The following is a 23,998-nucleotide window of genomic DNA, read 5'->3' on the forward strand; positions in this document are numbered from 1 at the left end:
GCAATTCGTCGAAATTGCACAAATTTTGATTGGCTTTGCGCTGGTTGGAAATTACACTGCGCGCGTTCTGAATTAGCTGTATTCCACAGCGCGTAAACCACTGACTTATTTACTGTGATCACCATGTTTGAATTTCTTCTCCACGGGTTTCCCGTAGCATTCGCCTTGGCCTCCTTTTGGTCGAATACTGAACGCAAGTTACTGCTGCTGAATTTAGGTTTATGTATTGCTATTGGTTCTCTTTTGGCTTTTGAGCAAGCATGGGGAGGAGTTGTAGTTATAACGGTAGCAGGAATGAGTACCAGCTATCGCATAATAAAAAATAAGCTGCTGTCGCCTATTGCAACTTACATTACCTTAATCACTATGATGGTGATTGTACTGACAGTAAATAATTTAACCGGTAAAACCTCGCTGATTGAGGCTATGCCTGTGTTAACTTTTATGGCTTATCGCTTTGGCGAACTGCATTGTAAAGAGGCTGGCCTTCGCGTATGTATGATTATAGGTTCAATCAACTTCACGGCATACGGTGTGATTACTCAAACGTGGGGCTTAGCTATTACTGAAGCGCTATTTGCAGTATCAAACCTGTGGTACTACATGAAGCTTAGACGTGCCATGCGCACTAGCCCAATTTAGTTGACGATTAAACCAATATAGGCGAAAAGAAGGCTACGCTGTTGAATATATAGTCTTTTTGTGATGTATTTATGGTCAAACGGAATTGAATCCACAGGCAAGGTAATGCAACGTAAATCCATCGACAAAGCTCTATTTTTCGCTGTTCCGGCTTTTCTATTGGCGCTTTTTGTCCTGCGCTTAAATGTAGAAGACGATCTAAAGCTTGCAATGACCATTAGTAGTGTAGGGCTTCTTATTGGCTATGTTTCCTATTTCAGAAGCAGGGGCCTTAGCAGGAAATATTCTATCGAAAGCTTAATAGAAAAAGAGAATGAGAGCGTTGTGTTTCACTATTTGCACGGTTATGACCGCGAGCCACTAAAAGTGAATGCTGACACGATTTATGCGCTTAATTTTTCTCACCAATATCTAGGAGTAATTTTAGATAGGAATGGCAGAGGTTTCGATTTTCACTATCCACACAAGGAAGCCGTAATAAAAGCTAGGCTTCAAGAAGTACTTGGTGAAGATGGGTTCAATAACGTGAAAAAGAATGTCTAGATAGAGCGAGAGTCGACCAAATCAAAGCCCGAGAGTAATGTTACTGTCGGGCTTTTTTATTAGGTAATTGTAAAAGCTTACGCGAATACCACGGTTTTGTTTCTGTGAATAATTACGCGGTCTTCTAAATGGTAGCGCACACCGTGAGCCAGTGCGGTTACTTCACAGTCTTTACCTTTGCGCACCATGTCAGCTGCGCTGTCGCTATGGCTGATACGTTTTACGCTTTGCTCAATGATCGGACCTTCATCTAAGTCTTTGGTGACGTAATGACACGTTGCGCCAATTAATTTTACGCCGCGATCATAAGCTTGCTGATATGGCTTAGCGCCGGCAAAGCTAGGTAGGAAGCTGTGGTGAATGTTAATGGCTTTACCTTCCAGCTCTTGGCATAGCGTATCAGGTAAAATCTGCATGAAACGGGCAAGCACGGTCAAATCAATTTTGTACTCTTGAAGTAAGGTGGTGATTTGCGCAAATGCTGCTTCTTTTCCTAAGGCTTTAAAGTCTACCCAATGAAAAGGTACTTTGTACCAGTCAGCAAACTGTTTCATTTGCGGGTGGTTGCCAATAATCACTGGAATATCACAGTGCAGCTCGCCAGTATGCCAGCGATGAAGCAGGTCAACTAAACAGTGAGACTCAAGGCTCGCTAACAAAGCAACGCGCTGTTTTTTGTCTGAATCACTGAGTTTCCAGTTCATCTGATACTCGTTAGCAAGTGGGGTGAACTCTTTAACAAAGCTTTGGTGGTCTAGTTTTAGCGAATCTGTACTAATTTCATGGCGCATGAAAAAGCGGCCGGTCTGTAAATCGGTATGATGGCTGGCCTCAACGATGGTAGCGTTATGGTCGGCTAAAAATTGCGACACGCTGGCAACTAGCCCGATTTGGTCAGGGCAGTCTATAACTAATCTAAATGTTTGTTGCATGTGGGCAGTTTGAATAAAAAAACAGGCTATCTTTTTACCCGTGACGCTAGGCGTTGTAAAGGCTATAGGCAATTTAAAACAAGCTTAAATTGCTATAACTCATAATCACACCCATAGATCAAAGCTGCTTAGCCATAAAAAGGCGTTTGTCATAGTTTTACAGGTGCGGATAATCCGGTGCGGCAGTACATTTTTCTTAGTTCGCCATTCATTATTTAGCTGGTTTACTCGTCTGTAATACCGCGGCGAAGTTTCTCTCTTACCGACATATTATGTTTCAACGGCCAAGATTGACGAATAGGGTAGGTCACTCCCTGCGGCGTAGTTACAGACTCAAATAAGTGAAATGCTGAGATGTGAACGTCTACGCTTGGGCTGTAAAGCGGTAGCGGCAATGTTGACGTAGCCTTTCTCACAAGAGTGACGTGAGGCTTATACTCTCTGTTTTCTACTTCGATTGCCGCTTTACGGGCCGCTTTTCGCGACAATTTAGCGAGCTCATTAAGTGCCTTTGGCGTATCAGTAGGTGCAGCAAAGAGTATTTTAGGCCCATTCCATAACCCAGTGGCATTGAGAGTCAGAGAAAATGGTTCACTGACGAGCTGATCGAGTTCATACACAAGCGCTTCGTGCTGACGGTGATTTATCTCGCCTAAAAAGCAAAGCGTTATATGAAAGTTTGCTGCTGGCACAGCATAAGGTACTGCGGGCCCTTGGCTGTTGATGTGCTCGTTACGCTTGTTGCCAGACTTACGAGTACGAGTTACCTCGCTTTTCACCCATTGACGAGGCATTACTTCAGGCAACGCCTGTTGACGCCAGCTATCTAGAGCAAGTTTTTCTGTGGCGCTAAGATCTAAACCAATAAAGCTTCGCATAGCTTTCCTCCTTTAAATTTGCCCTATCTATGTACATTAAACAGTATTGCTGTCCACAAGCTTAAGAAGGCAGCAACGTCTGTACGATAATAAGTTTATCATGGCGCTGTGGACGAGTTCCAAAACAAGTCCCGCGTATTGAGTATTTACCAAATTTAAAAAAATAGCTGTGATGTTCGAGTGCATTGTTTACATCAGGTACACTATACCCACCAACTTATAACACCTTTATGCCCTTTATGTTACAACCGTTTTCTCACCTACCCGCTTATGAACTTGTTACGCCGCTACAAGAAGCCGTAGCGACTAACAACATCATCATAGGGGCGCCTCCGGGGGCAGGGAAATCTACTGTGCTGCCTTTATCGCTGCTGCAATCTTCGCTAAAAGGAAAAATCTTGCTCATGCAGCCTCGCCGGGTGGTGGTAAGAAATCTTGCTGACCACTTAGCAAAACATTTAAATGAAAACGTGGGTGAAACAGTCGGTTATCGTATAAAGGGCGAGTCAAAAACGTCGTCAGCTACTCGGCTTGAGATAATAACCGAGGGCGTATTAACGCGCATGATTCAGCAAGACCCAGAGCTTACCGGTGTAGATGCTATTGTCTTCGATGAATTTCATGAGCGCAGTATTCATAGTGACTTTGGGTTGGCGCTGGCACTTGAAGTCCAGTCAGGGCTTCGCGATGACTTACGCCTAGTGGTGATGTCGGCAACCTTGGATATTGCGCCACTTCAAACATTGCTCAATGGGTTTAGCGTACTGCCAGTAGCGAACTTGGAAACGCAAGGTCGTATGTTTCCTGTTGATGTTCGCTACACCCAAGATGTGCAGGCTTATGAGTTGGTACCGAAAACCAGTAATCTCATAAAACAGGCAGTAAGCGAGCACGATGGTGATATTTTAGTGTTCCTTCCCGGCCGAGGAAGCATAAATGCTGTTGCCAGAGAAATAAAAGGGTTAGCTGAAAGTGCGGACATAGCCGTTCACATGCTTTATGGCGCTGTAGGAAAATCAGCACAACAAGCAGCCATAGCGCCAGACCCACAGGGCAGGCGAAAAATCATATTATCTACCAATATTGCAGAGACAAGTTTAACCATTGAAGGCGTGACAGTAGTTATTGATACTCTGTGGGAGAACAGCGCTCAGTATCACCCTTCAAGCGATATTACTGCGCTTACCCAGCAACGTATTTCGCAGGCATCTGCCACGCAAAGAGCAGGGCGAGCAGGACGGGTAATGGCCGGTACCTGCTATAGGTTATGCAGTAAAAGCAGCTTCGAGCGTTTGGCCAAACATAATGCGGCGCAAATTGAGAAAGAGGACTTAAGCAGCTTCTTGCTTGATACTCTGGCGTGGGGTAGCAGCCCAGATACGTTGGCATTATTGACTCAACCTACACAAGCACAACTGCAGGTCGCACAGCAAAAGCTTTGCCGAGTTAATGCTGTTTCAAAGGCAAACATTACCCCTTATGGAAGAGCGTTGGCCCAGTTGCCATGTCAGCCTCATTTAGCCCATTTATTGCTAACGGCAAAAATAGGTATAGAGGGGCTAAGTGCTGATGAAAATAGTGCGCTTCGCTTTGCAGCACCTTTTGTAGTGGCTATAAGCGAAAGCAATATTAATGTAAATGGTGCGACAAACGTAATGGATGCGCTGCTTCATGCTAATAGCAGTACTCGCAATCAGCTTATACAACAGGCTTCTCGTTATGCGCGCTATGTGCAAAGCGAGAAGGGAAAAACGCAGAGTTTTAAGCCTGACATCAACGCATTAGACGAACACGCCCTTGGCCTTTGTATCGCCATCGCCTTTCCTTTGCAGGTGGGCTACCGGCGAAATGCGCCTAGCAACCATGGCGGTAATTTTGGTAATTCGAAAGTTACAACGAAGGGGGCTACGGGGAGCAGTGCTTCACAGTCTCATATTATTGAGTACAAGTTGGCGAGTGGGAAGGGGGCTGAGCTAACCGCTACAGCCGGTAGTACATTTTCCAATGAAAGCGAGAAAGATAACGAACCTTGGATAGCGGTGCTTGAGGGGCAGCTAATCAAAAGCACAGTGGCAATACGCCTAGCTGAGCGTGTCCCCGAGCGCTGGTTGCGTTTAGCTTTCCCTGACGCATTTAGCGAAAAGCGTAGCGTTATTCTTAACAGCGACACTGGCGTAATGGAAGCCAGAGTAAGTACGGGGTTTTATGACATAACGCTAAATAGTGCGCCAGTATCCGGACAGGAAAAAAGCCGCGAAAAAGCGTTTTGGGATAGCGCAATGTGCGATGCTTGGTTTGCCTATCTCAATACCTTGCCGTTATCCAATTGGCCACTGTCGGATGCCGATTGGCGATGGTGGCGAAGAGTTCAGTTGGCCGCAAAGCTCAATCTACCGCAAGATAAAGCTTTTGACGAACCAGATCCCTGGCCATTGTCAATAAGCGACTTGGTGCATAGGGCAAAAGACAGCCTAGCGCCTGTTTTAAAAAGCTGTAAAAGTATCAAAAGCCTTAAGCAGTTACCGTGGAAAACTGCCTTGAATAATGGCTTATCTTGGCCTCAGCAAGACGCATTGGCCACGCTTTTGCCCACTCACGTGACTATTCCTACGGGCAGAGAGGCTAGCCTAGATTATCGCGACAATGGGGATGTGGTGCTGTCGGTCAAAATGCCAGAATTGTATTCGCAAAGCGCTCCATTAACCTTAGCGGGTGGGCGAGTTACTGTTGTGTGCGAACTGCTGTCGCCAGCAGGTAGGCCACTGCAAACCACCAGTGATTTAGGTGCGTTTTGGCAAGGCAGCTATAAAGAAATACAAAAAGAAATGAAGGGGCGTTACCCCAAGCACTTTTGGCCGGATGATCCTGCCAATGCATTGCCGACCAGCAAGACAAAAAAACATATGTAGCCGTTGATGCGGCCATACCTCTTATTGTTTTCATTTGATTGTTGTGTATTTCAAACACTAGCCATTGCTTATACGCCAGTCTCTTACACAGTCTGTTTTTAACGACAGTGGTTACACAATAAAAACTAAGCTAACTTGATGGTAGCAAGTACAAACTTTTATTTAGGTAACCTTACACTATGAAATTATCCAGTTTAGCCACCGCGAGCTTTCTGTTTGCTACATCTTTAAGTGCTCAGGCTCACGATTTTTGGTTAGAGCCAGCAAGCTACCGTTCACAAGAGCCAAGTGCTGTTGCCTTGCAGTTCAAAGTGGGCCATAAAGAAGATACCTCTCACTGGAACCTGTCATGGGATAGGATAGTCGCGTTGCGCACTTATTCTTCTAACGGCGTGAGTGATATGGCGGCCAGCGTAGTACCTAAAACGTCAATGCTGCCCGGCATGGCTAAAACGGTTGAGCTTTCACCTGGCACCCACGTTATAGGGTTTGAAAGCTACCATGCGACTAGTGTACTAAAAGCGAAGAAGTTTAATCAGTATGCGAAAGACGAAGGTTTAACCGAGATATTAAGCCATCGCGAGGCGAGAGGGCAAAACGATATCGCCGGAAAAGAGCTTTATTCAAGGAAAGCAAAAACCATTGTACAAGTGGGTGAGGCAATGACCGACAATGCCCTAAAACCAATTGGCCACACGTTAGAAATAGTGCCCCTTGAACACCCTTATAAACTCTCAGATAACACTCTATCTGTTCAGGTGTTGTTCAAAGGAAAGCCCTTAAGCAATGCACTTATCGATGCTGCATCCCTAGTTGATCACAGCGTGGAAGTGCAAGCGGTTAAAACTGACAGTGAAGGAAAGGCGACGTTTAAAGTTAATGTCGAAGGGCCTGTTATGCTAAATACGGTTTGGGGCGTACCCCTTACAAATAGTTCTGCAGCAGATTTTGAAACTTACTTTTCAAGCCTAACGTTCGAATACGTTCAGTAACCAATAAGCTGGACGGTGTTTACCTTACCGATTACTAAAAATACCAAATGATTAATGCGCCCTTGAAAGGGCGCTGTTTTAATCAAGATTAAGAGGTAGCCTTGCTTGCCAGGTCAATGTTGAGGGCTGCCATTACTTCCAAACCTGGAAAACCATCTGCGATCATATTATTGCTAATTTGGTAGTTGCGGATACCCTCGCGAGTGGCAGGGCCAATGATGCCGTCGGGTTTGCCCACATCGAAGCCTAAATTATTTAGCTTACTTTGAAGCGCAATAATGTCTTTGCGGCTGTAGGCGGGGAGATCGGGTAAGGTTGCTTTAATACCAGACGCCCCAGCGATGCGGTCGGCCAATACACCTACGGCGATGGCATAAAACTCAGAGTTGTTCCAGCGCATAATAACGCGGAAGTTTTTGTAAGCAATAAAGGCAGGGCCGTTATGCCCTGCAGGCACGATAACATAAGCTGTGGTATCGTCTTCGCCCAGCGCAGAGCCATCGGCTTTCTTCACGCCTTGAGCGTTCCATTCGCTAAGAGGTTTTCTATTTTTATAACCAGACTCTTGATAGTCAAAGTTCTCAGGCAACTGCACTTCACGACCCCAGCGGAAGCTGCGCTCCCAACCTAGGCTTGCAAGGAAGTTTGCGGCAGAAGATAACGCATCTTCTTCACTTGCCCACAAATTAATTTGCCCGTCGCCGTCGCCGTCAATGGCATAGTGTGTATAGGCTGAAGGCATAAACTGAGTGTGACCCATAGCGCCAGCCCACGAACCAATCATGTCTTCTTTTTGAAGCTTTTCCCGTTCCATCAGCTTCACGGCCACAAGGAACTCTTGGGTAAAGTATTTACTTCTTCGTTTGTCACAAGCCAGCGTGGCAAGAGAATCAAGTACCGGCATTTTGCCTTTGTAAGAGCCAAAGTTTGTTTCTAAGCCCCAGAAAGCGAGCAGGTAGTGAGGAGGCACGCCATACTTATCACTGAGTTTGTGCAAAAGCGCTTCGTGCTTAGCGTACATCTCTTTGCCTTTCTGAGTGCGCCAATCGGTAACGCGCTTACTAAAGTACCCTGGAAAGGTTTGTACAAATTCAGGTTGGCTTCGGTCTAACTCAATCACACGGTCTTGATGAACAAGGTGAGGAAATACATCATCAATGGTTTGCTGGCTAACCCCTTCTTGCTTTGCTTTATCTGCAAGTACGGCGGTGCAGCTAGCAAATTGTTCATTGGCATATGCGGTGTTAATCGACGCACTAGCAATAAGCAGAGCCAAAGATGTACGAATGAATGAGGTGTAAGACTTGGCCTTCTTAGGTGAATGATCAGAAAGAAAAGAAGACTTAAATGAAGCTAAGCGCATAGTACGATTCCTGTGTTACTTGCCAGCATGCTATCGCATTGTGACCGTGAAACGCGAGTAAAATTCACTTTTCCTAGTGCGTACAGAAGTACTTTATCCCGCATCAATAGTAAATGGGCTCTAGGTGTGCATATTTGGAAACAGTTGTTGAGCGGCGGCCCGAATGGTAATGTTGATACTATTAAAACTAACGTTTTAAGCGACGTTCGTTAAACCTATATCGCAAAGTATGCGATGTCATCTTCAATGATCTTCATGGCGTTTTCACGTGGCAAAAAAACAGACACAAAACAAATCATCTTCAAAAAGCAAAACAACCAACAAGGGTAAGAGCTCAGCCAAGCGCTCGTGGTTTTTCAAGCTATTCTGGCGAGTCGCTTTAATAGGCTTAGTGGTGCTCGGGGCTTATGCGTTTTATCTCGACGCACAAATTAAACATGCGTTCTCGGGTAACAAGTGGGAAGTGCCTGCGCAAATCTTCGCACGTCCTTTAGAAGTAAGTAAAGGCGAGGAGATCACGCCACAAGAAGTCATTGATGAACTCAATTTGCTGGGCTATCGCAAGGTGACTTTTGCTGACAGTAGCGGTGAATACAGCTATCAAAACAAGGTATTAACCGTGCAGCGCCGAGCGTTTCAGTTTCCTGAAGGCGCTGAGCCTCTTCGACACTTGGTAATAACGTGGGAAGGTGTACGCATTGGGGAAATCTATGACAAATCGCAAGGGCGCCCTTATGGTTCTGTAAAACTAGAACCTTGGTTAGTAACGCGTATGACAAGCGGTTCGCAAGAAGATCGAATGCTTGTGACCCTCGATACTATTCCTGAAATGTTACCTAAAGCGCTGACGCTGGTGGAAGATCGCAATTTTTATAACCACCATGGTGTTGCACCACTTTCAATATTGCGAGCCCTAATGGCAAACATTGCTGCTGGTCGTACGGTTCAAGGTGGCAGCACGCTGACGCAGCAGTTGGTTAAAAACATGTTTTTAACCCGTGAGCGCTCAATTGTGCGTAAGGCAAAAGAAGCTATCATGGCGGTGATCATTGACGCACGTTACAGCAAGTCAGAAATTATTGAAGCTTATTTGAACGAAGTGTTTTTAGGTCAAAACGGTGACATGGCCGTACATGGTTTTGGACTTGCCAGCTATTTCTACTTTGACCGACCAGCCAACGAGTTAAGTACGCCTGAAATAGCCACGCTTGTTGCCATTATTAAAGGCCCATCTTATTACAATCCACGCAAATATGCCGAGCGAACAAAAGAGCGACGTGATTTAGTACTTCGCATGTTGTTCGATGAAAATGAAATAAGTCGTCAAGACTACGAACGTTTTGTGAATATGCCGTTAGGGCTTGCCAGTGGTGCGAGTTTAGCAAGCGGCAAACACCCTGCTTTCATGGAGCAGGTACGTCGAGAGCTGAATGAAATTTTAGCAGAGCCAAGCTTAAGAGACTCGGGCGTGAAGGTGTTTACAACATTGGATATTGTCGCCCAGCGCAGGGCAGAAAAAGCACTGTCTGGCACCCTAAATGGCCTACAAAAAGATAGAAGCGTACCATTGCAAGGTGCCATGGTAGTCACCGACAGTGCAAGTGGTGAAGTGCGCGCGATTGTGGGCGGTAAGGACTTTGCATTTAAGGGTTTCAACCGAGCACTAGATGCTAAGCGGCCAATAGGTTCTTTGATTAAACCTGCGGTGTATTTAACAGCCTTAGAAGATCCCACCCAGTTTAACCTGGCTACACCTCTTGAAGACGAGCCAATCACCCTTGAAAGTAGAAACGGCACCGAATGGTCGCCGCAAAACTACGATAAAGAGTTCAGAGGGCAGGTGCCTCTGCTTCAGGGGTTAGTCGAATCTTTGAACGTGCCAACAGTTAATTTAGGCATGCAGATAGGCTTAGATGCGTTAGCCGATACCATTGAGCGCTTAGGAATTACTACGCCAGTAGATAAAGTACCGTCGTTAACCCTAGGCGCCTTCGAACTGACACCGTTTAGCACTAATCAAATGTATCAAACCCTATCTAACGACGGGCGCTATATACCCCTTCATACAGTGACCTCTGTAGTGACAGCGGATAATGCTTTGCTTTGGAAAAAAGCGGAGTTCTTTAGTCAGCGAACTGATGAGGCTGCCACCTATCTGCTTAATTACGCGTTGTACAAAGTAACCACAGAAGGCACTGCGAAACGTATAGGCTGGAACTTTGGTAATGTGAACATGGCCGGTAAAACGGGAACCACAGATGATTACCGCGACAGCTGGTTTAGCGGTTTCGATAGAAATAATGTGGTCACAGTTTGGGTAGGTAACGATGATAATAAACCCGTTAATTTAACCGGTGCAGGTGGCGCGCTTCCCGTTTTCATTAACTACATGAAGTCTCAGTCACCTAAATCATTATCAAGACGTTTCCCGAAAGGTTTGGGCATTGCGCATTTCGATGCAAAAACCGGTGCAGTCGTTGTTGCAGGTTGTGCTGAAAGCTTAAGCGTACCGGCTATTTTGGATGTACTACCTCCGCCTCAGCAAGACTGCTCGGGTCGCCCAGTAGATAAGGACAGCGATAAAGACGAAAAAAGCTGGTGGGAACGCATATTCGGATAAAAAAACTCCAGTAAGAAGATAGAAAACACAATCACTTGGCTCTGGGAACGCATAGCTAGCGTACAGTCCGTGCTTTCTATCTCCCTCTGGAGTAAAAGGCCCAGGGAAGGCAAAACAAGTTGTGGTAGTCGGTTCGGCACCTATTTGTTTTTATTGCGTTTTCAATGCCCTTTCTGAAGGAATAGGCGCGCTGTAGAAAACACTAGCGCACTTACAGCAAACGCAATAACCGGCCCGAGTACTATCATAAATAGGGTTGCGGCGGTTAACATGTGCACTCTCCTTATGCGTCGTTATCGTCCGAGCTGACTGACTCAATTGGTGTAATAGTTATCTCTGCAACCAATGAGCGCGCTTCTTCTACTTCTGGTTCAAATGTGTGACTTGTAGTTAACACGTCATAGGTCACATCCAGCGCTAAGTTCTGCTTTACGTCATTCATGGCGCTTTCAACGATAAAATCTGTATGTGAAACAATGTTGTTCTGAGATTCGTCAGCGAATGCTGCTGCGCTCAATACGCTAGTTGCTAAAGTTAGTGCAGTGAAAGTTTTGCGACCGATAAACATAGTAATCTCCTAAAAAAGTAAGTTAGACACTGCACTTGAACATACTGCGTGGCAGCTATCATGTTGCTAAAGGTTTCGATAATAAGTCGTTATCAATTAACAATTAGTTTATAGCGAGGGGTGTGCCAACTCGTTAAAAAAGTCTATGTATTTGAAATTGTTGAACTTTGTTTTTCTTGGGAAAGTAGGTAAAAAGATTGCCTATTACAAAAATACTAAAATTTAGTGCTTTTCATATGAGTGTGGTCAAAATGACTAACGCAACGATTTAGAAAGCGTGAGCTAAGGTATTTTTTGTTAGATAAAGTGCTATAGGGAAGGTCAGCGGTACAGAAAACCGCGACGCCCTCCCTTAAGAGAGAAGGTGAAAAAGAAAAAAGACTAAACAAAAAGATAAAGCACAGAGCACGGCCCTAGGACTTTTTGCCTTTAAATTTGGAAACCATTGTCACTACTAGCGCAATGATAACGCCAGCAACAATACCTACTACGCCATCTGCCAGTATAGACATAACCAATGATGCGCTTGGGATAAGTGTGGTAAACCAGTCGGTAAAAATATGTAGAAAGCCTATGCTGTGAGTAAGGATGCCGCCGCCCACCAAGAACATTGCCACCGTACCCACTACCGCAAGGGTTTTCATTAGCGCGGGCGCGGCAACTAACAATGCTCTGCCGATAAATCGTTGAAGGGTGTTCATTGAGCCTGTTAGTGACTTACGAAGCATGTAAAGGCCCACGTCGTCCATTTTAACCAAGCCCGCGACTAGTCCATATACGCCAAGTGTAATGGCTAAGCTTAGTGCCACTAACACACCAATTTGCGTTGTGAGCGTTGCATCTGTCACGGTACCTAACGCAATAACAATGATTTCAGCAGATAATATAAAGTCGGTGCGTATAGCGCCTTTGATTTTATCTTGTTCAAAAGCCACCATATCAACATCGTCTTTAGAGAGCGCTTCAATTCGGGCTTCTCGTATTTCTTCCTCATCTTCATGGGGGAGATATTTATGAAGCAGTTTTTCAGCGCCTTCAAAACATAAATATAATCCGCCCAGCACCAATAACACGGTAATAAGTGAAGGTATGAAGGCACTTATGGCTAACGCTGCGGGAACCAAGATGGCCTTATTGATAAGCGAGCCTTTTGCAACAGCCCATACAACAGGCAGTTCTCTATCTGCTTTAACCCCTTGAACCTGATCGGCATTTACTGCTAAATCGTCACCTAAAACGCCCGCTGTTTTTTGTGCTGCGACTTTTGACATAGTTGCGATGTCATCCATTAACGTTGCAATATCATCAAGTAGGGCAAGTAAGTTAGCTGCGGCCACAGTGATTTTCCTTGTATTCGTTGTTATAAAGTGTGCTGTTTTTATGTTTCACTAACATAGCAAATCGGCAAGCGATAAGTAGTTGCGGCATACAAAGAATACGCGCAGCATCTTACCTTTGGCAACTTATGAATAACGTGACATCAGAGAAAAAGGCAGGAATCAGTGTGAGTAACGACAGAGAAATAGGTGAAGCAACACAATTACCGTCGCTTTCAGTTCGTTCTTATGCCAGAAAAGCCCGTAGTCACGCACATCCTTTTTATCAGTTAGTATTGCCTGTAAACGGGCATATAGAAATAGCGCAAGACTATTTTACAGGCAGCGTCGGTGTAGGGGAGGGAGTGTGTATTGCGCCCCTCGAAGTACATAGTTTTAGTGCAAACGAAAATGCAAAGTTTGTGGTTGCCGACTTACGTTCAGTACCAGTACAGTTGCAAGACAAACACAACCCTATTTTCCAGGTTAATACCGCCCTTCAAGCTTTCTTAAGTTTTGTCGAAGTGCAGTTAACCAATTACGCTTTTTACGGGCACGATGAAATGACTGCGTTATTTCAGGTATTGCTGGCAAAAAGTGAGGTGGGCGCGGGAGCAGACAAGCGAATCACCCAAGTAATAAGCCATATACATGGTGACTTAGGGGCATCGCATACGTTGCAGTTGCTTTCAGAGATGGCCTGTATGGGAACCACACAGTTCAAAACTCGCTTTAAACAAGCCACTGGGCTTAGCTTACGTGATTACCTAGTGAAGATAAGGATGGAGAAAGCCAAAGCGCTGCTTAGAAATACCGATACGCCTATGTCGAGCATAGCTCAAACCACGGGGTATGAAGACGTTGCGGCATTCAGCCGTCGGTTTAAAACGTATTTCGGGCAACCACCAAAGACTTTTAAGAGAAAGTGATACGCCTTGCTAAAGGGGAGCACTCGTTAGCTACGGACTACTATAAAAAAGCAAAGCAATAATCAACACGCCCTAGTTTTTATTTTCATCTTGGGGTAATTTTTTCACTCTAGCGTCTATAAAACGTTTGTGATCGTCCATTTTGGTGCATTTCAGGCTACCACCCGCAATCCCACTCAATATCGCCAAGGTTTTATTGGTCGTACTGCTACAGTTTACGCGCTTTGAAGGGCGTCGATTTTCTTTTGCTTGTATTTGCTGTGTGCTTGGCCCGCTTAATATAGGGCTGTTTTTTTGTTCTTGAAATTCTCTTGCTGCTTGTTTAGCGTCTTCAGCGAGTTTGTTGTTGTTATATTCTTCAAAATAGCGTGCAGCCCCGTCTTTAACCGATAGGTTTAACGAACCCGCCCGTCGATTTACATCATTGGAAAGACTCGAGGACGGCGGCGTTTTATCCGGCTTACTTTCAACCGGTGCTAGCTGTTCCTCAGTCGCTGGGTTTATCTCTTGATGGGCTTCTACTTTTTCTGATGGTTTGGTTTTACTATCAGTCGCTTGCGGACTCTTAAACACATCAGGCTTAAGCTCGTTATTACGTGTTTCATTAAGGCGTTCAACCTGCTTATCTTCTGTCATTTGAGGTCGTGGCATGGGAGGGTAATACAGGCGAGCTTTTATCTCGGCTGTTCGCTCCAAAATGTTTACACGTGCTTTTTGATCATCAATACTCAACTGAGAAAGTAAGACAACCAAAATCACCCCAAATACGTGTACACCGCCTGAAATTAATAGCGGCCGCCACGCCGTTTTTTTAGCAAGGGCATGGTGTTCGATGCTGCGTTCAGGCGCAAAGAAAGTAGGAGTGATAGTTGTCATAGTAAACAACAGACCATTCACGCTATCGAATAGTTCCATCCTAATTTCATCGCTCTTTTTAGACACCTTACCTCAGTATTTTCTTCGGCCGCTTCATTGTTGGGCAATTTTTAGCTCGTGCACCATTAATGTGCATTATTTTTGTGCAAGGTCCGCTTGTTTGTGGCTATATATATGATTTTTATATGAAAACATTTGTGGCATGGCTCTTGGTTTATCTTCCCGTAGTTGGAAACACGACCATAAATCACAGAATAACCAAAACAAACTGGGAGCAACTCATGAAACTAGTCACAGCGATCATCAAGCCGTTCAAGCTAGATGATGTTCGTGAAGCCATTTCAGAAATCGGTATCGACGGTCTGACCGTGACCGAAGTGAAGGGCTTTGGACGTCAAAAAGGACACACTGAACTTTACCGCGGAGCGGAATATCAGGTGGATTTTCTACCTAAAGTCAAACTGGAAATTGCTGTTCAGGATGATCAAGTAGAGCGCCTGGTAGAAGCCATCGTTGGCGCTGCCAAAACAGGCAAAATTGGAGACGGCAAGGTGTTTGTTTATGACCTTGAACACGCCGTTCGTATTCGAACTGGTGAGTCGGATAGCGACGCGCTGTAAGCCACAACGATATATTTGCGGAGAAAACCATAATGGAAATCACTTTTGAACTTGGGTATGCGCTAGATACCTTTTATTTTCTAATCTGCGGTGCACTGGTTATGTGGATGGCTGCAGGTTTTGCGATGCTTGAAGCTGGTCTAGTTCGAGCGAAAAACACCACAGAAATTCTAACTAAAAACGTGGCACTATTTGCAATTGCTTGCACCATGTACATGATCTGCGGCTACGGAATTATGTATGGCGGTGGCGACTGGGGTCCATTCCTAAGCGGTATCATGGGTGACGGCGCAACAGGTGTAGCTGAAGATCCAGCAACATACGCACCTTCTGCTGACTTCTTCTTCCAAGTAGTTTTTGTTGCTACAGCAATGTCTATCGTATCTGGTGCGGTTGCTGAGCGTATGAAGCTTTGGGCATTCTTAGCATTTGCAGTTGTTATGACAGGTTTCATCTATCCAATGGAAGGTGCTTGGACATGGGGCGGCGAAGCCGTATTCGGTATGTATACGCTTGGCGACCTAGGTTTCTCTGACTTTGCTGGCTCTGGTATTGTTCACATGGCTGGTGCGGCTGCGGCGCTTGCTGGCGTGCTTGTGCTTGGTGCTCGTAAGGGTAAATACACTGCTGACGGTAAAGTAAACGCGATTCCAGGTGCAAACTTACCGCTGGCAACTTTAGGTACATTCATCCTTTGGATGGGTTGGTTTGGTTTTAACGGTGGTTCAGTACTGGCTACTGCAACTGTTGAAAGTGCAAACTCAGTAGCAATCGTATTTATGAACACGAATGCTGCAGCTGCAGGTGGTGCAATTGCTGCACTTATCGTAGCACGCATTCTATTCGGTAAAGCTGACCTAACTATGGTACTTAACGGTGCGCTAGCTGGTCTTGTGGCAATCACAGCCGAGCCGTCTACACCAACCCCCCTTCAAGCTACTCTATTTGGTGGCCTAGGCGGTATCCTAGTAGTGCTTAGCATTGTTGCACTAGATAAACTTAAGATTGACGATCCAGTGGGCGCAATTTCAGTTCACGGTGTGGTTGGTCTACTAGGTCTAATCCTTGTACCTTTCACAAATGACGGTTCAAGCATCTCTGGTCAGCTTATTGGCGCCGCGACTATCTTTGTATGGGTATTCGTAGTAAGCCTAGTGGTATGGCTAGTGATTAAAGCGGTAATGGGTGTACGTGTGAGCGAAGAAGAAGAGTTCGACGGCGTAGACATGAGCGAGTGTGGTCTGGAAGCATACCCAGACTTTACAAGCGGCCGCTCGTAAGAGAGTCTCGATTAGGCAAATGAAATAACAATAATAATGCCTTATTACTTCGTTTAAGCCCCGCAGTTGCGGGGCTTTTTTCGTTTAAAGTCATGTACTTTTTAGTTGCTATAAGACTAAAGAAAAGGCCCTAGGCGTAATGTGACAATAACGCTACACTATGTTTTAAAGGGTTTAGGCTAGATTTATCAACGGCAACGTTTTTGTAAAAGGATAGTTATGACTGAAAGTGTGCGACTACTACCTTTGATATTGGCTTTTTTCAGTATCAATTGTTTAGGCTATGACAGAATAACGGGGCATCCCTTTGCAAGTCGCTCAGAAGTTATTGCAAAGAACGGCATGGCGGCCACTAGCCAACCATTAGCCACGCAAGTGGCTTTGGATATTTTAAAACAAGGTGGTAGCGCGGTTGACGCAGCCATTGCGGCCAACGCCATGTTGGGGTTGGTTGAGCCAACAGGTAGCGGTATTGGCGGCGACTTATTTGCCATTGTGTGGGATGCAAAAGAAGAAAAGCTGGTGGGTTTAAATGCTTCTGGCCGCTCGCCAAGACAGCTAACCAAAAAAGTCTTTGCTGAACGCGGTCTTCATCAAATACCCAAATTTGGTCCTCTGCCCGTATCTGTCCCTGGTGCTGTAGACGGTTGGTTTGCGCTACACGAGAAGTTTGGCAAACTGCCTATGTCAGCGTTGCTCACGCCATCTATCAAATATGCCCGTGAGGGCTTTCCAGTTTCCGAGGTCATTGCTTACTACTGGCAGATGAATCAAGAACGAATTGGCCATTACGATGGTTTTGCAGAGACCTTTCTTATCAATGGTAAGGTACCGCAGAAGGGTGACATTTTTAAAAACCCCGGATTAGCCGTGACCTATGAAAAGATAGCAACTGGGGGGCGTGATGCCTTTTATAAAGGGGATATCGCCCGTACTATCGATGCTTATATGAAGTCCCAAGGGGGCTTTTTGTCATACCAGGATTTATCTTCACATACCTCTGAGTGGGTAGAGCCTGTTTCCGCTAACTACCGCGGCTACGATGTATGGGAGCTTCCGCCAAACGGACAAGGCATCGCAGCACTACAGATTCTTAATGTGCTAGAACGTTACGATATCGAAGGAATGGGGTTTAATTCAGCTGACTACATACATACCTTTGTCGAAGCCAAAAAACTTGCCTTTGAAGACCGCGCTAAGTTCTACGCTGATCCAGATTTTAATGAGATTCCCGTCGATTGGCTGATTTCAAAAGAATATGCCGCTGAGCGCCAAAAGCTGATTGACAGCGAACGCGCTGCAAATCGTGTTGATGCGGGCATTTATGAAGGAGATACCATTTACCTTACCGTTGCTGATAAAGAGGGCAATATGGTGTCTTTGATTCAAAGCAACTATCGCGGTATGGGGTCAGGAATGACGCCGCCTGGACTTGGTTTTATTCTTCAAAATAGAGGCGAGATGTTTACGCTTGAAGAAGGGCACTTTAACGAGTACCGCCCAGGCAAGCGTCCTTTCCACACTATTATTCCTGCTTTCATAACAAGAAACGGCAACCCCGTAATGAGCTTTGGGGTGATGGGCGGCGGGACACAGCCGCAAATGCACGCACAAATTATTGTGAATATTCTCGACTTCGGTATGAATTTACAAGAAGCGGGAGATGCTCCCCGCATACTGCACAGTGGTTCAAGTAGCCCAACTGGGGCGCTTATGACCGATGGCGGCTATGTGAGCTTAGAGTCTGGCTTTAGTGAAACCGTTCAACGAGAGCTCATGGAGCGAGGGCATAAGCTACAGCGCGTTGTAGGCGCATTTGGCGGTTACCAAGCCATTGCTTGGGATGAGCAAAAAGGTGTCTATTTTGGCGCGTCAGAAACGCGAAAAGATGGACAAGCAGCGGGCTATTAAGCACACTAGAGTAAATATTAAGCGATAGATTATCTGCTCAATAAAACTTAGCTTTACTTGAAAAGGTTTTTAAGTTTGAAGTAGTTGCTACAATTGATAAAAAGGTTCGCAATACAAAGCGTGACGAATGTTCGTCAGCAGCGAAGCGTCATAGTAAGACGTTAATAACAAAAAGAGCGGCAATGACACAACCACAAAAAGGCCTCTGCGCTGAGCCCAACTTACATGCACAGTATTTGTTACTGAACGTAATTGACGATGATAGCCAAGCCGTGCGCGCAAAATTGTCTCGCGTGCTGGATATTTTTGAGCACTTCGAAAATGAGCATTACGAGGCTATGGTTACAGGAGTAGTAGCCATAGGTACTGGTTATTGGGCAGAAGTCTACCCGGGTTTGATACCCATTGAACTTGCCCCCTTTCCCGATATGCAGTGCGAAGACCGAAGTGCGCCCACCATGCCCTGTGATCTCTTTATTCAAATTCGCGCTGATAGGCTAGATATCTGCCACGCCGTTGGCATTGAAGTGATGGACCTATTGCGCATTCACGTAGAGCTTGTTGAACAGATAAGAGGGTTTAGATATTTAGATGGGCGAGACCTCAATGGGTATCTTTATGGCGCGGATAACCCTCGTGGCATGAAGCGCAGAAAGGTGGGGATTATCGGAGAAGATGACCCTGATTTTAGCGGTGGCAGCTATGTTCACGTCCAGCGTTATCGCCATGATTTAAGGCGATGGAACAGCCTGTCTAGCCGCCAGCAAGAGCAAGTTATGGGCACAACGCAAGAGCATAACTTAGTCAGTAGTGAGCAGTCAGAGTCGTCACATAATGTCAGAGCAAGTACGGTTGCCCCTGATGGCGATGAACCAAGACTAATAAAGCAAGGCATGCCTTACGGCGATATGATTTCCCAGGGGTTATTCTTTGTAAGTTGTAGTGCGAGCGCGCGGCCTTTTAAGCAAATGCTGCATAGTCAGATATACGGCAACGGAGAAGGCGACTACGACCGCTGGCTAGATTTCACCAGTGCCGAAACAGGTGCTGCTTTCTTTGCACCCTCTGTGACATTTATTCGGCAACAAGCGAAGCTTTCGGAAAACTGAGAGTGTTGAGTTAATGCCCATCTTCATTAGAAGCTGGAATACATCCATCAGGATGTTAGTCGCTTGAAGGTGTTAGCGCGATAAATACTATAGGACCAAAGCACCGTCCCAGTCAGAGGCAAGATCTAAGTTTTTGTAGATACGGCACACATCCAGGTGGTGATGTACAAGTGAATCATTGGGGCTTATTGCTAAGGCCGTTTCAAAGTATGCAATAGATTCATCCCATTGCTGATTAATTCTACATGCCAAACCCGCGGCTATTTTCGTTTGCACCGCAAGTTTCTTTTCCTGCTCTTTTTCTGGCAGGTGGCTGAGAATTTCGTATATCTCTATTGGCGCTTTTCGCCCTTTAACTCGAACCCAGTCAAGTAGGCGGGTTCTAAGAGAATCGTTAGGGCCGATAATTTGAAGCACCTGAGCACTCACAATAATGTCGGCTTGATACTTAGGCGTTAGAGCTTCTAGTCGAGAGGCTATATTTACACTATCGCCTATAACTGTGGTATCCATTCTATCTTCCGAGCCCACGGTCCCCATAATGACTTGGCCGAAATGAATACCTATCCCCATATTTATAGCTTCGTAATCGCAGTTTTTCCGATGTCCGTTATAAATCGTTAATGCCTTACGTAAATCTAATGCAGCTTGTACCGCATCCAATGCTTTTTCTTTAGGCGTGCCACCTTGATGGTCGAATAACGCCATGATGCCGTCACCCATAAACTTGTCGATAAAGCCTCGGTTTTGGTGAATAGGGTCATTCATTCGCGTGAAATACGAATTGAGGAAGTTCATCAATTCTTGTGGGGTGATACGCTCGGAAAAACCTGCAAAGCCACGAATATCACAAAACATGATGGCCACATCGTTTTCAGCAGCATAGCCAAGCTCCAATGAATCTACATCGGTGGTAGCCATATGTTCTACGAACTGGCGTGGTACAAATTTCTGGAAAGTTTGGGTAAGTTTTAAGGCTTCATCAGCAGCGGCCTGAAACCGGGCTTCGTCTGCAGCCTGCAGTGTTGCTTCATACTTACTCGTGTTGCGGGATAGGGCCGTTCTAAGTCGATACTTGAAGCGCCTGCTTCGCCTTACATAAAGAATACTGATAACAGTGCTATAAACAGTAAGTGCAACAAGCGCGCTTATTTGCCAGTCCATTGTTAATTACACCTTTTAATTTCCTACAGAAAAACAGCAAAAATGCGGTCAATAATTATGCTGCCAAGAAAGTATAAAGGATAATTCGGCGTTAACACATTACTTTTGATTACATTTACAAAGAGTGTTAGCGCCGATTTTTAATAAACGGTAAGGGGCAATTAACTTATAGGGTTGAGAACACTTTATCTGCCGCAGCCAATGTTTTTTCAATGACCTCAGCATCGTGTGCTTTCGAGACAAAACCTGCTTCATAGGAAGCCGGAGCCAAATAAACCCCTTGTTCTAGCATACCGTGATAAAACTTATTGAATTGCTCGGTATTACAGTTAATCGCCTGCTTGTAGTTAGTGACTTTCTCTACGTCTGTAAAGAATATCCCAAACATACTGCCAGCAATATTAGTAGTTAGGCTAATATTGTGTTTGTCTGCTAGTGCCTGAAATCCATCAACGAGTTTTTGTGTATTCTCAAATATAGAATCGTAAAGACCAGGCTGTTTGATTTGGGTTAACGCAGCAAGTCCTGCCGCCATAGCCACAGGGTTACCGGAAAGTGTGCCGGCTTGGTAGATAGGGCCGGTTGGAGCAATATGAGTAATGATGTCGCGGCGACCACCGAAACAGCCCACAGGCATACCGCCACCGATAACTTTACCCAAGCAAGTTAGGTCTGGTTTAACCTTGTAGCGTTCCTGAGCTCCGCCGCGAGATACGCGGAACCCTGTCATTACTTCATCAAAAATAAGTACGCTGCCGTACTCATCGCAGATAGCGCGAAGCCCTTCAAGAAAACCTTCCACCGGTGGGATACAGTTCATGTTGCCAGCGACTGGCTCAACAATAATACATGCAATATCATCGCCGTGGGCTTCAAAAATTTCTTTTACGCTATCTAGGTTATTGTATTCAACCGTTAGCGTATGCTCGGCTACGTTGGAAGGTACGCCCGGAGAGCTAGGCACACCAAGGGTTAATGCGCCAGAGCCTGCTTTCACTAAAAGTGAATCGGCATGACCGTGATAGCAGCCTTCAAACTTAACTATTTTGTTGCGGCTAGTGTAGCCGCGAGCTAGTCGAATGGCTGACATGGTGGCTTCTGTGCCAGAGTTAACCATGCGTACCATCTCCATAGATGGCACCAACTCGCTAACAAGTTCGGCCATGATCACTTCCGCTTCGGTTGGCGCACCGAATGAAAGGCCGCTGTATGATGCTTCAATCACTGCTTCGCGGATTTTTGCATTGTTATGACCTAGTACCATCGGCCCCCAAGACTGGATGTAGTCAATGTATTGCTTACCATCCGCATCCCACATATAAGCGCCGTCAGCTTTGGTAATGAAGCGGGGTGTGCCGCCTACGGCTTTAAATGCGCGAACAGGTGAGTTTACGCCACCAGGAATGGTTTTTTGGGCGCGGGTAAATAGGGCTTCAGATTTTTGCATGTAATTACTTACTCTTATTGCTGTACCAAACGACATCGCGCTCGTATTTGGTCAGAAGGTTCTCTACACCAAGCGTTAGCGCAAACAGAGCCATCCTTACAAGCACACCATTGTCGGTTTGCCTAAAGATAGCGAGGTTTGGGTTAAGGTTTAGATCGTTATCTAATTCGTTGGCTTCCATACGTGAGTCACGAGGAAGTGGATGCATAATAACGGTCTTCGACTGAAAGTGTTTTGTGTAAATCGACTGATTTAAGCGGAACTTACCTCGGTATTTGTTCGCTTCTTCTTGAGAAGGGAAGCGCTCTTCTTGAATGCGAGTCTGGTAGCATATATCCGCATCCATATTTCCTTCGAGCGTATCGGTAATAGTAAGCTGGTGTCCAGCGTTCTCAATTGCATCAATAACTGGCTGAGGCATGGCCAGCTCTTTCGGGGATATCAGCGTGAAGCGAATATTCTTAAACAGGCATAATAGGCGTGATAAAGAGTGTACCGTTCGGCCGTATCGCAGGTCGCCAATCATTGCGATGTGTAAACCATCAACACCGTGACCGTTGTACTCAAGCTCACGTTTAATGGTAAATAGGTCTAACAGTGCTTGTGTGGGATGTTCGTTTGCGCCATCTCCCCCATTAATTACAGGCACTCTACTACCTTCTGCAAACTCAGCGACGGAGCCGGCTGCAGGGTGTCGCATGGCGATAATATCAGAGTAGCCGCTGAGCACTCGAGCAGTATCATAAAGTGATTCGCCTTTAGCAAGTGCAGAGCTAGACATACCGGTAGTTTCTCTTACTTCGCCGCCTAAAAGGTTAAAAGCGGTACCAAAGCTCACGCGGGTACGCGTACTTGGTTCGAAGAACAGATTTCCGAGAATAGCGCCGTCTAGTACGGTAGTGCGCTTTTGCCGCTTCGCATAAGGCTTCATGGAATTGGCGACTGAGAAGACTTTCTCAATGGCCTCGCGATCAAATTGATCAACCGAAAGAATGTGGTTACCCGTAAAGTCAGACATGCGCTTCTCAATCATCAACGAAAACGCCGCTAGTTTATAATACCGAAGGTGTTAAGTCATTAGGACAAGGTTAATCTTGCTTTACGTTTTTGCCAGTTTGACCAACTGGTTAAATGGTATTTGTGCTGTCTGAAATGGCCCGAACAATGTTCAGTTTTCACCACTTTGCTGCGTGTAATGAGTAAAAAGCAGCAGAATTTTTTCAGCGGCGCAATCAACATGCGCTGTGATTTCGTCGTCTGTCAGCGGAGGCTGTATGCCGCATAACATCATGGTGTGGTACTCACCTTTAAGTAGTGCGCAATAATCCACGGCTAGCTGCTGCGCTACATCAGCACTTAAGCTACCTTGTCCAAATTTCTCTATCACTGTGCTAAGTGTGGCGAGTGATGCCTCAGGACCTGCTTGATAAAACAATGTGGCTACGTGGGGGCTATTTACTGCTTCGGCAACAATGACGCGAAATATAGCGATAGCTTCAGGGTCTTGTAATAGACGAACAAACTGACACCCCACTTTTTGCAAGCATTCAAACAGTGAAAGCGAGCCTAAGGAGGCGTCAATAAGCTGCTGAGTGTCGAGTTGATAAGAGCGGCATTTTGAAGAGATTGCGGCTTTGAACAGGGCATCTTTACTCTCAAAATGAGAGTAAACCGTTTGTTTAGATACTCCAGAGGCCTTAGCCACGGTGTCCATTGACGTGCTAGCAAACCCTTCTTTTAAAAATAGGCAAGACGCAGCGTGTAATATGAGGTGATATTTTTCTTCACTTTTGGGACGGCCTTGCTTTTTGATGGTAGCCACGTACGTTCTCACTTTATTGCAGAATATTTAAATATCAAACTGGACGGTCTAGTATTTATATACTAGCATAGCACAAT

20 protein-coding genes are annotated in these 23,998 nt (G+C 45.5%); 10 read left to right on the forward strand and 10 right to left on the reverse strand.

What is annotated here, in order from left to right:
* The first annotated feature begins 123 nt into the window (after positions 1–123).
* Together ACYTPF_RS18265 and ACYTPF_RS18270 are read left to right on the forward strand one after the other, a co-directional pair.
* Entirely contained in the window at positions 124–642 is a 519-nt protein-coding gene (locus tag ACYTPF_RS18265; RefSeq protein ID WP_179982124.1) for a YgjV family protein, read from the forward strand.
* Positions 643–747: 105 nt separating this feature from the next.
* On the forward strand, positions 748–1,185 hold the full coding sequence (locus ACYTPF_RS18270; RefSeq protein WP_461853200.1) for a hypothetical protein: 438 nt from the start codon (positions 748–750) through the stop codon (positions 1,183–1,185).
* Positions 1,186–1,262: 77 nt separating this feature from the next.
* Here the strand turns inward: ACYTPF_RS18270 and purU are convergent, their stop codons facing one another.
* Together purU and thpR are read right to left on the reverse strand one after the other, a co-directional pair.
* Positions 1,263–2,117: a formyltetrahydrofolate deformylase gene (gene purU / locus ACYTPF_RS18275; protein ID WP_179982126.1), complete on the reverse strand. Its 855-nt coding sequence runs from the start codon at positions 2,115–2,117 to the stop codon at positions 1,263–1,265.
* A gap of 224 nt (positions 2,118–2,341) precedes the next feature.
* A complete protein-coding gene (gene thpR, locus ACYTPF_RS18280) occupies positions 2,342–2,995 on the reverse strand; it encodes an RNA 2',3'-cyclic phosphodiesterase (protein WP_461853201.1) in 654 nt (217 codons plus the stop codon).
* 185 nt (positions 2,996–3,180) lie between these two features.
* On the opposite strand from thpR, the gene ACYTPF_RS18285 reads away from it, so the two are divergent.
* On the forward strand, positions 3,181–5,904 hold the full coding sequence (locus tag ACYTPF_RS18285; protein ID WP_461853202.1) for an ATP-dependent RNA helicase: 2,724 nt from the start codon (positions 3,181–3,183) through the stop codon (positions 5,902–5,904).
* Between the two features lie 179 nt (positions 5,905–6,083).
* Positions 6,084–6,896, forward strand: a complete 813-nt coding sequence (locus ACYTPF_RS18290; protein ID WP_461853203.1) for a DUF4198 domain-containing protein — start codon at positions 6,084–6,086, stop codon at positions 6,894–6,896.
* Positions 6,897–6,984: 88 nt separating this feature from the next.
* Here the strand turns inward: ACYTPF_RS18290 and ACYTPF_RS18295 are convergent, their stop codons facing one another.
* Positions 6,985–8,259 carry a lytic murein transglycosylase gene (locus tag ACYTPF_RS18295; protein ID WP_461853204.1) on the reverse strand — a complete coding sequence of 425 codons (1,275 nt, stop codon included), beginning with the start codon at positions 8,257–8,259 and terminating at the stop codon, positions 6,985–6,987.
* A gap of 268 nt (positions 8,260–8,527) precedes the next feature.
* Between ACYTPF_RS18295 and mrcB the strand changes: the two genes are divergently transcribed.
* Positions 8,528–10,879: a penicillin-binding protein 1B gene (gene mrcB / locus ACYTPF_RS18300; protein ID WP_461853205.1), complete on the forward strand. Its 2,352-nt coding sequence runs from the start codon at positions 8,528–8,530 to the stop codon at positions 10,877–10,879.
* A 283-nt stretch (positions 10,880–11,162) separates the two neighbouring features.
* Here mrcB and ACYTPF_RS18305 read toward each other — a convergent pair whose 3' ends face one another.
* Positions 11,163–11,447, reverse strand: coding sequence for a hypothetical protein (locus tag ACYTPF_RS18305; protein WP_269918149.1), 285 nt, complete (start codon positions 11,445–11,447; stop codon positions 11,163–11,165).
* A 413-nt stretch (positions 11,448–11,860) separates the two neighbouring features.
* Entirely contained in the window at positions 11,861–12,784 is a 924-nt protein-coding gene (locus tag ACYTPF_RS18310; protein ID WP_461853206.1) for a DUF808 domain-containing protein, read from the reverse strand.
* 128 nt (positions 12,785–12,912) lie between these two features.
* On the opposite strand from ACYTPF_RS18310, the gene ACYTPF_RS18315 reads away from it, so the two are divergent.
* Positions 12,913–13,692, forward strand: a complete 780-nt coding sequence (locus ACYTPF_RS18315; RefSeq protein ID WP_461853207.1) for a helix-turn-helix domain-containing protein — start codon at positions 12,913–12,915, stop codon at positions 13,690–13,692.
* A gap of 72 nt (positions 13,693–13,764) precedes the next feature.
* Here the strand turns inward: ACYTPF_RS18315 and ACYTPF_RS18320 are convergent, their stop codons facing one another.
* A complete protein-coding gene (locus tag ACYTPF_RS18320; RefSeq protein ID WP_461853208.1) occupies positions 13,765–14,634 on the reverse strand; it encodes a hypothetical protein in 870 nt (289 codons plus the stop codon).
* A gap of 215 nt (positions 14,635–14,849) precedes the next feature.
* On the opposite strand from ACYTPF_RS18320, the gene glnK reads away from it, so the two are divergent.
* The 4 genes from glnK to ACYTPF_RS18340 all read left to right on the forward strand — a co-directional run bounded on the left by glnK (position 14,850) and on the right by ACYTPF_RS18340 (position 19,488).
* Complete coding sequence (gene glnK / locus ACYTPF_RS18325) at positions 14,850–15,188, forward strand: P-II family nitrogen regulator (RefSeq protein WP_012516988.1); 339 nt, start codon at positions 14,850–14,852, stop codon at positions 15,186–15,188.
* Between the two features lie 32 nt (positions 15,189–15,220).
* The gene (locus ACYTPF_RS18330; RefSeq protein WP_118490503.1) at positions 15,221–16,468 is read left to right on the forward strand and encodes an ammonium transporter; all 1,248 of its coding nucleotides are present in this window, start codon (positions 15,221–15,223) and stop codon (positions 16,466–16,468) included.
* A gap of 219 nt (positions 16,469–16,687) precedes the next feature.
* The gene (gene ggt / locus ACYTPF_RS18335; protein WP_461853209.1) at positions 16,688–18,379 is read left to right on the forward strand and encodes a gamma-glutamyltransferase; all 1,692 of its coding nucleotides are present in this window, start codon (positions 16,688–16,690) and stop codon (positions 18,377–18,379) included.
* Positions 18,380–18,561: 182 nt separating this feature from the next.
* A complete protein-coding gene (locus ACYTPF_RS18340) occupies positions 18,562–19,488 on the forward strand; it encodes a Dyp-type peroxidase (protein WP_179982138.1) in 927 nt (308 codons plus the stop codon).
* Between the two features lie 87 nt (positions 19,489–19,575).
* On the opposite strand, the gene ACYTPF_RS18345 is transcribed toward ACYTPF_RS18340, so the two are convergent.
* From ACYTPF_RS18345 to ACYTPF_RS18360, 4 genes are all read right to left on the reverse strand, one after another.
* Entirely contained in the window at positions 19,576–20,652 is a 1,077-nt protein-coding gene (locus ACYTPF_RS18345) for an adenylate/guanylate cyclase domain-containing protein (protein ID WP_179982139.1), read from the reverse strand.
* A 166-nt stretch (positions 20,653–20,818) separates the two neighbouring features.
* On the reverse strand, positions 20,819–22,099 hold the full coding sequence (hemL, locus tag ACYTPF_RS18350) for a glutamate-1-semialdehyde 2,1-aminomutase (RefSeq protein ID WP_461853210.1): 1,281 nt from the start codon (positions 22,097–22,099) through the stop codon (positions 20,819–20,821).
* Positions 22,100–22,103: 4 nt separating this feature from the next.
* Complete coding sequence (locus ACYTPF_RS18355; protein WP_179985120.1) at positions 22,104–23,117, reverse strand: aspartate carbamoyltransferase; 1,014 nt, start codon at positions 23,115–23,117, stop codon at positions 22,104–22,106.
* 150 nt (positions 23,118–23,267) lie between these two features.
* Entirely contained in the window at positions 23,268–23,921 is a 654-nt protein-coding gene (locus tag ACYTPF_RS18360; RefSeq protein WP_461853211.1) for a TetR/AcrR family transcriptional regulator, read from the reverse strand.
* Positions 23,922–23,998 lie beyond the last annotated feature (77 nt).

The organism is Alteromonas sp. HB246098 (assembly GCF_054890645.1).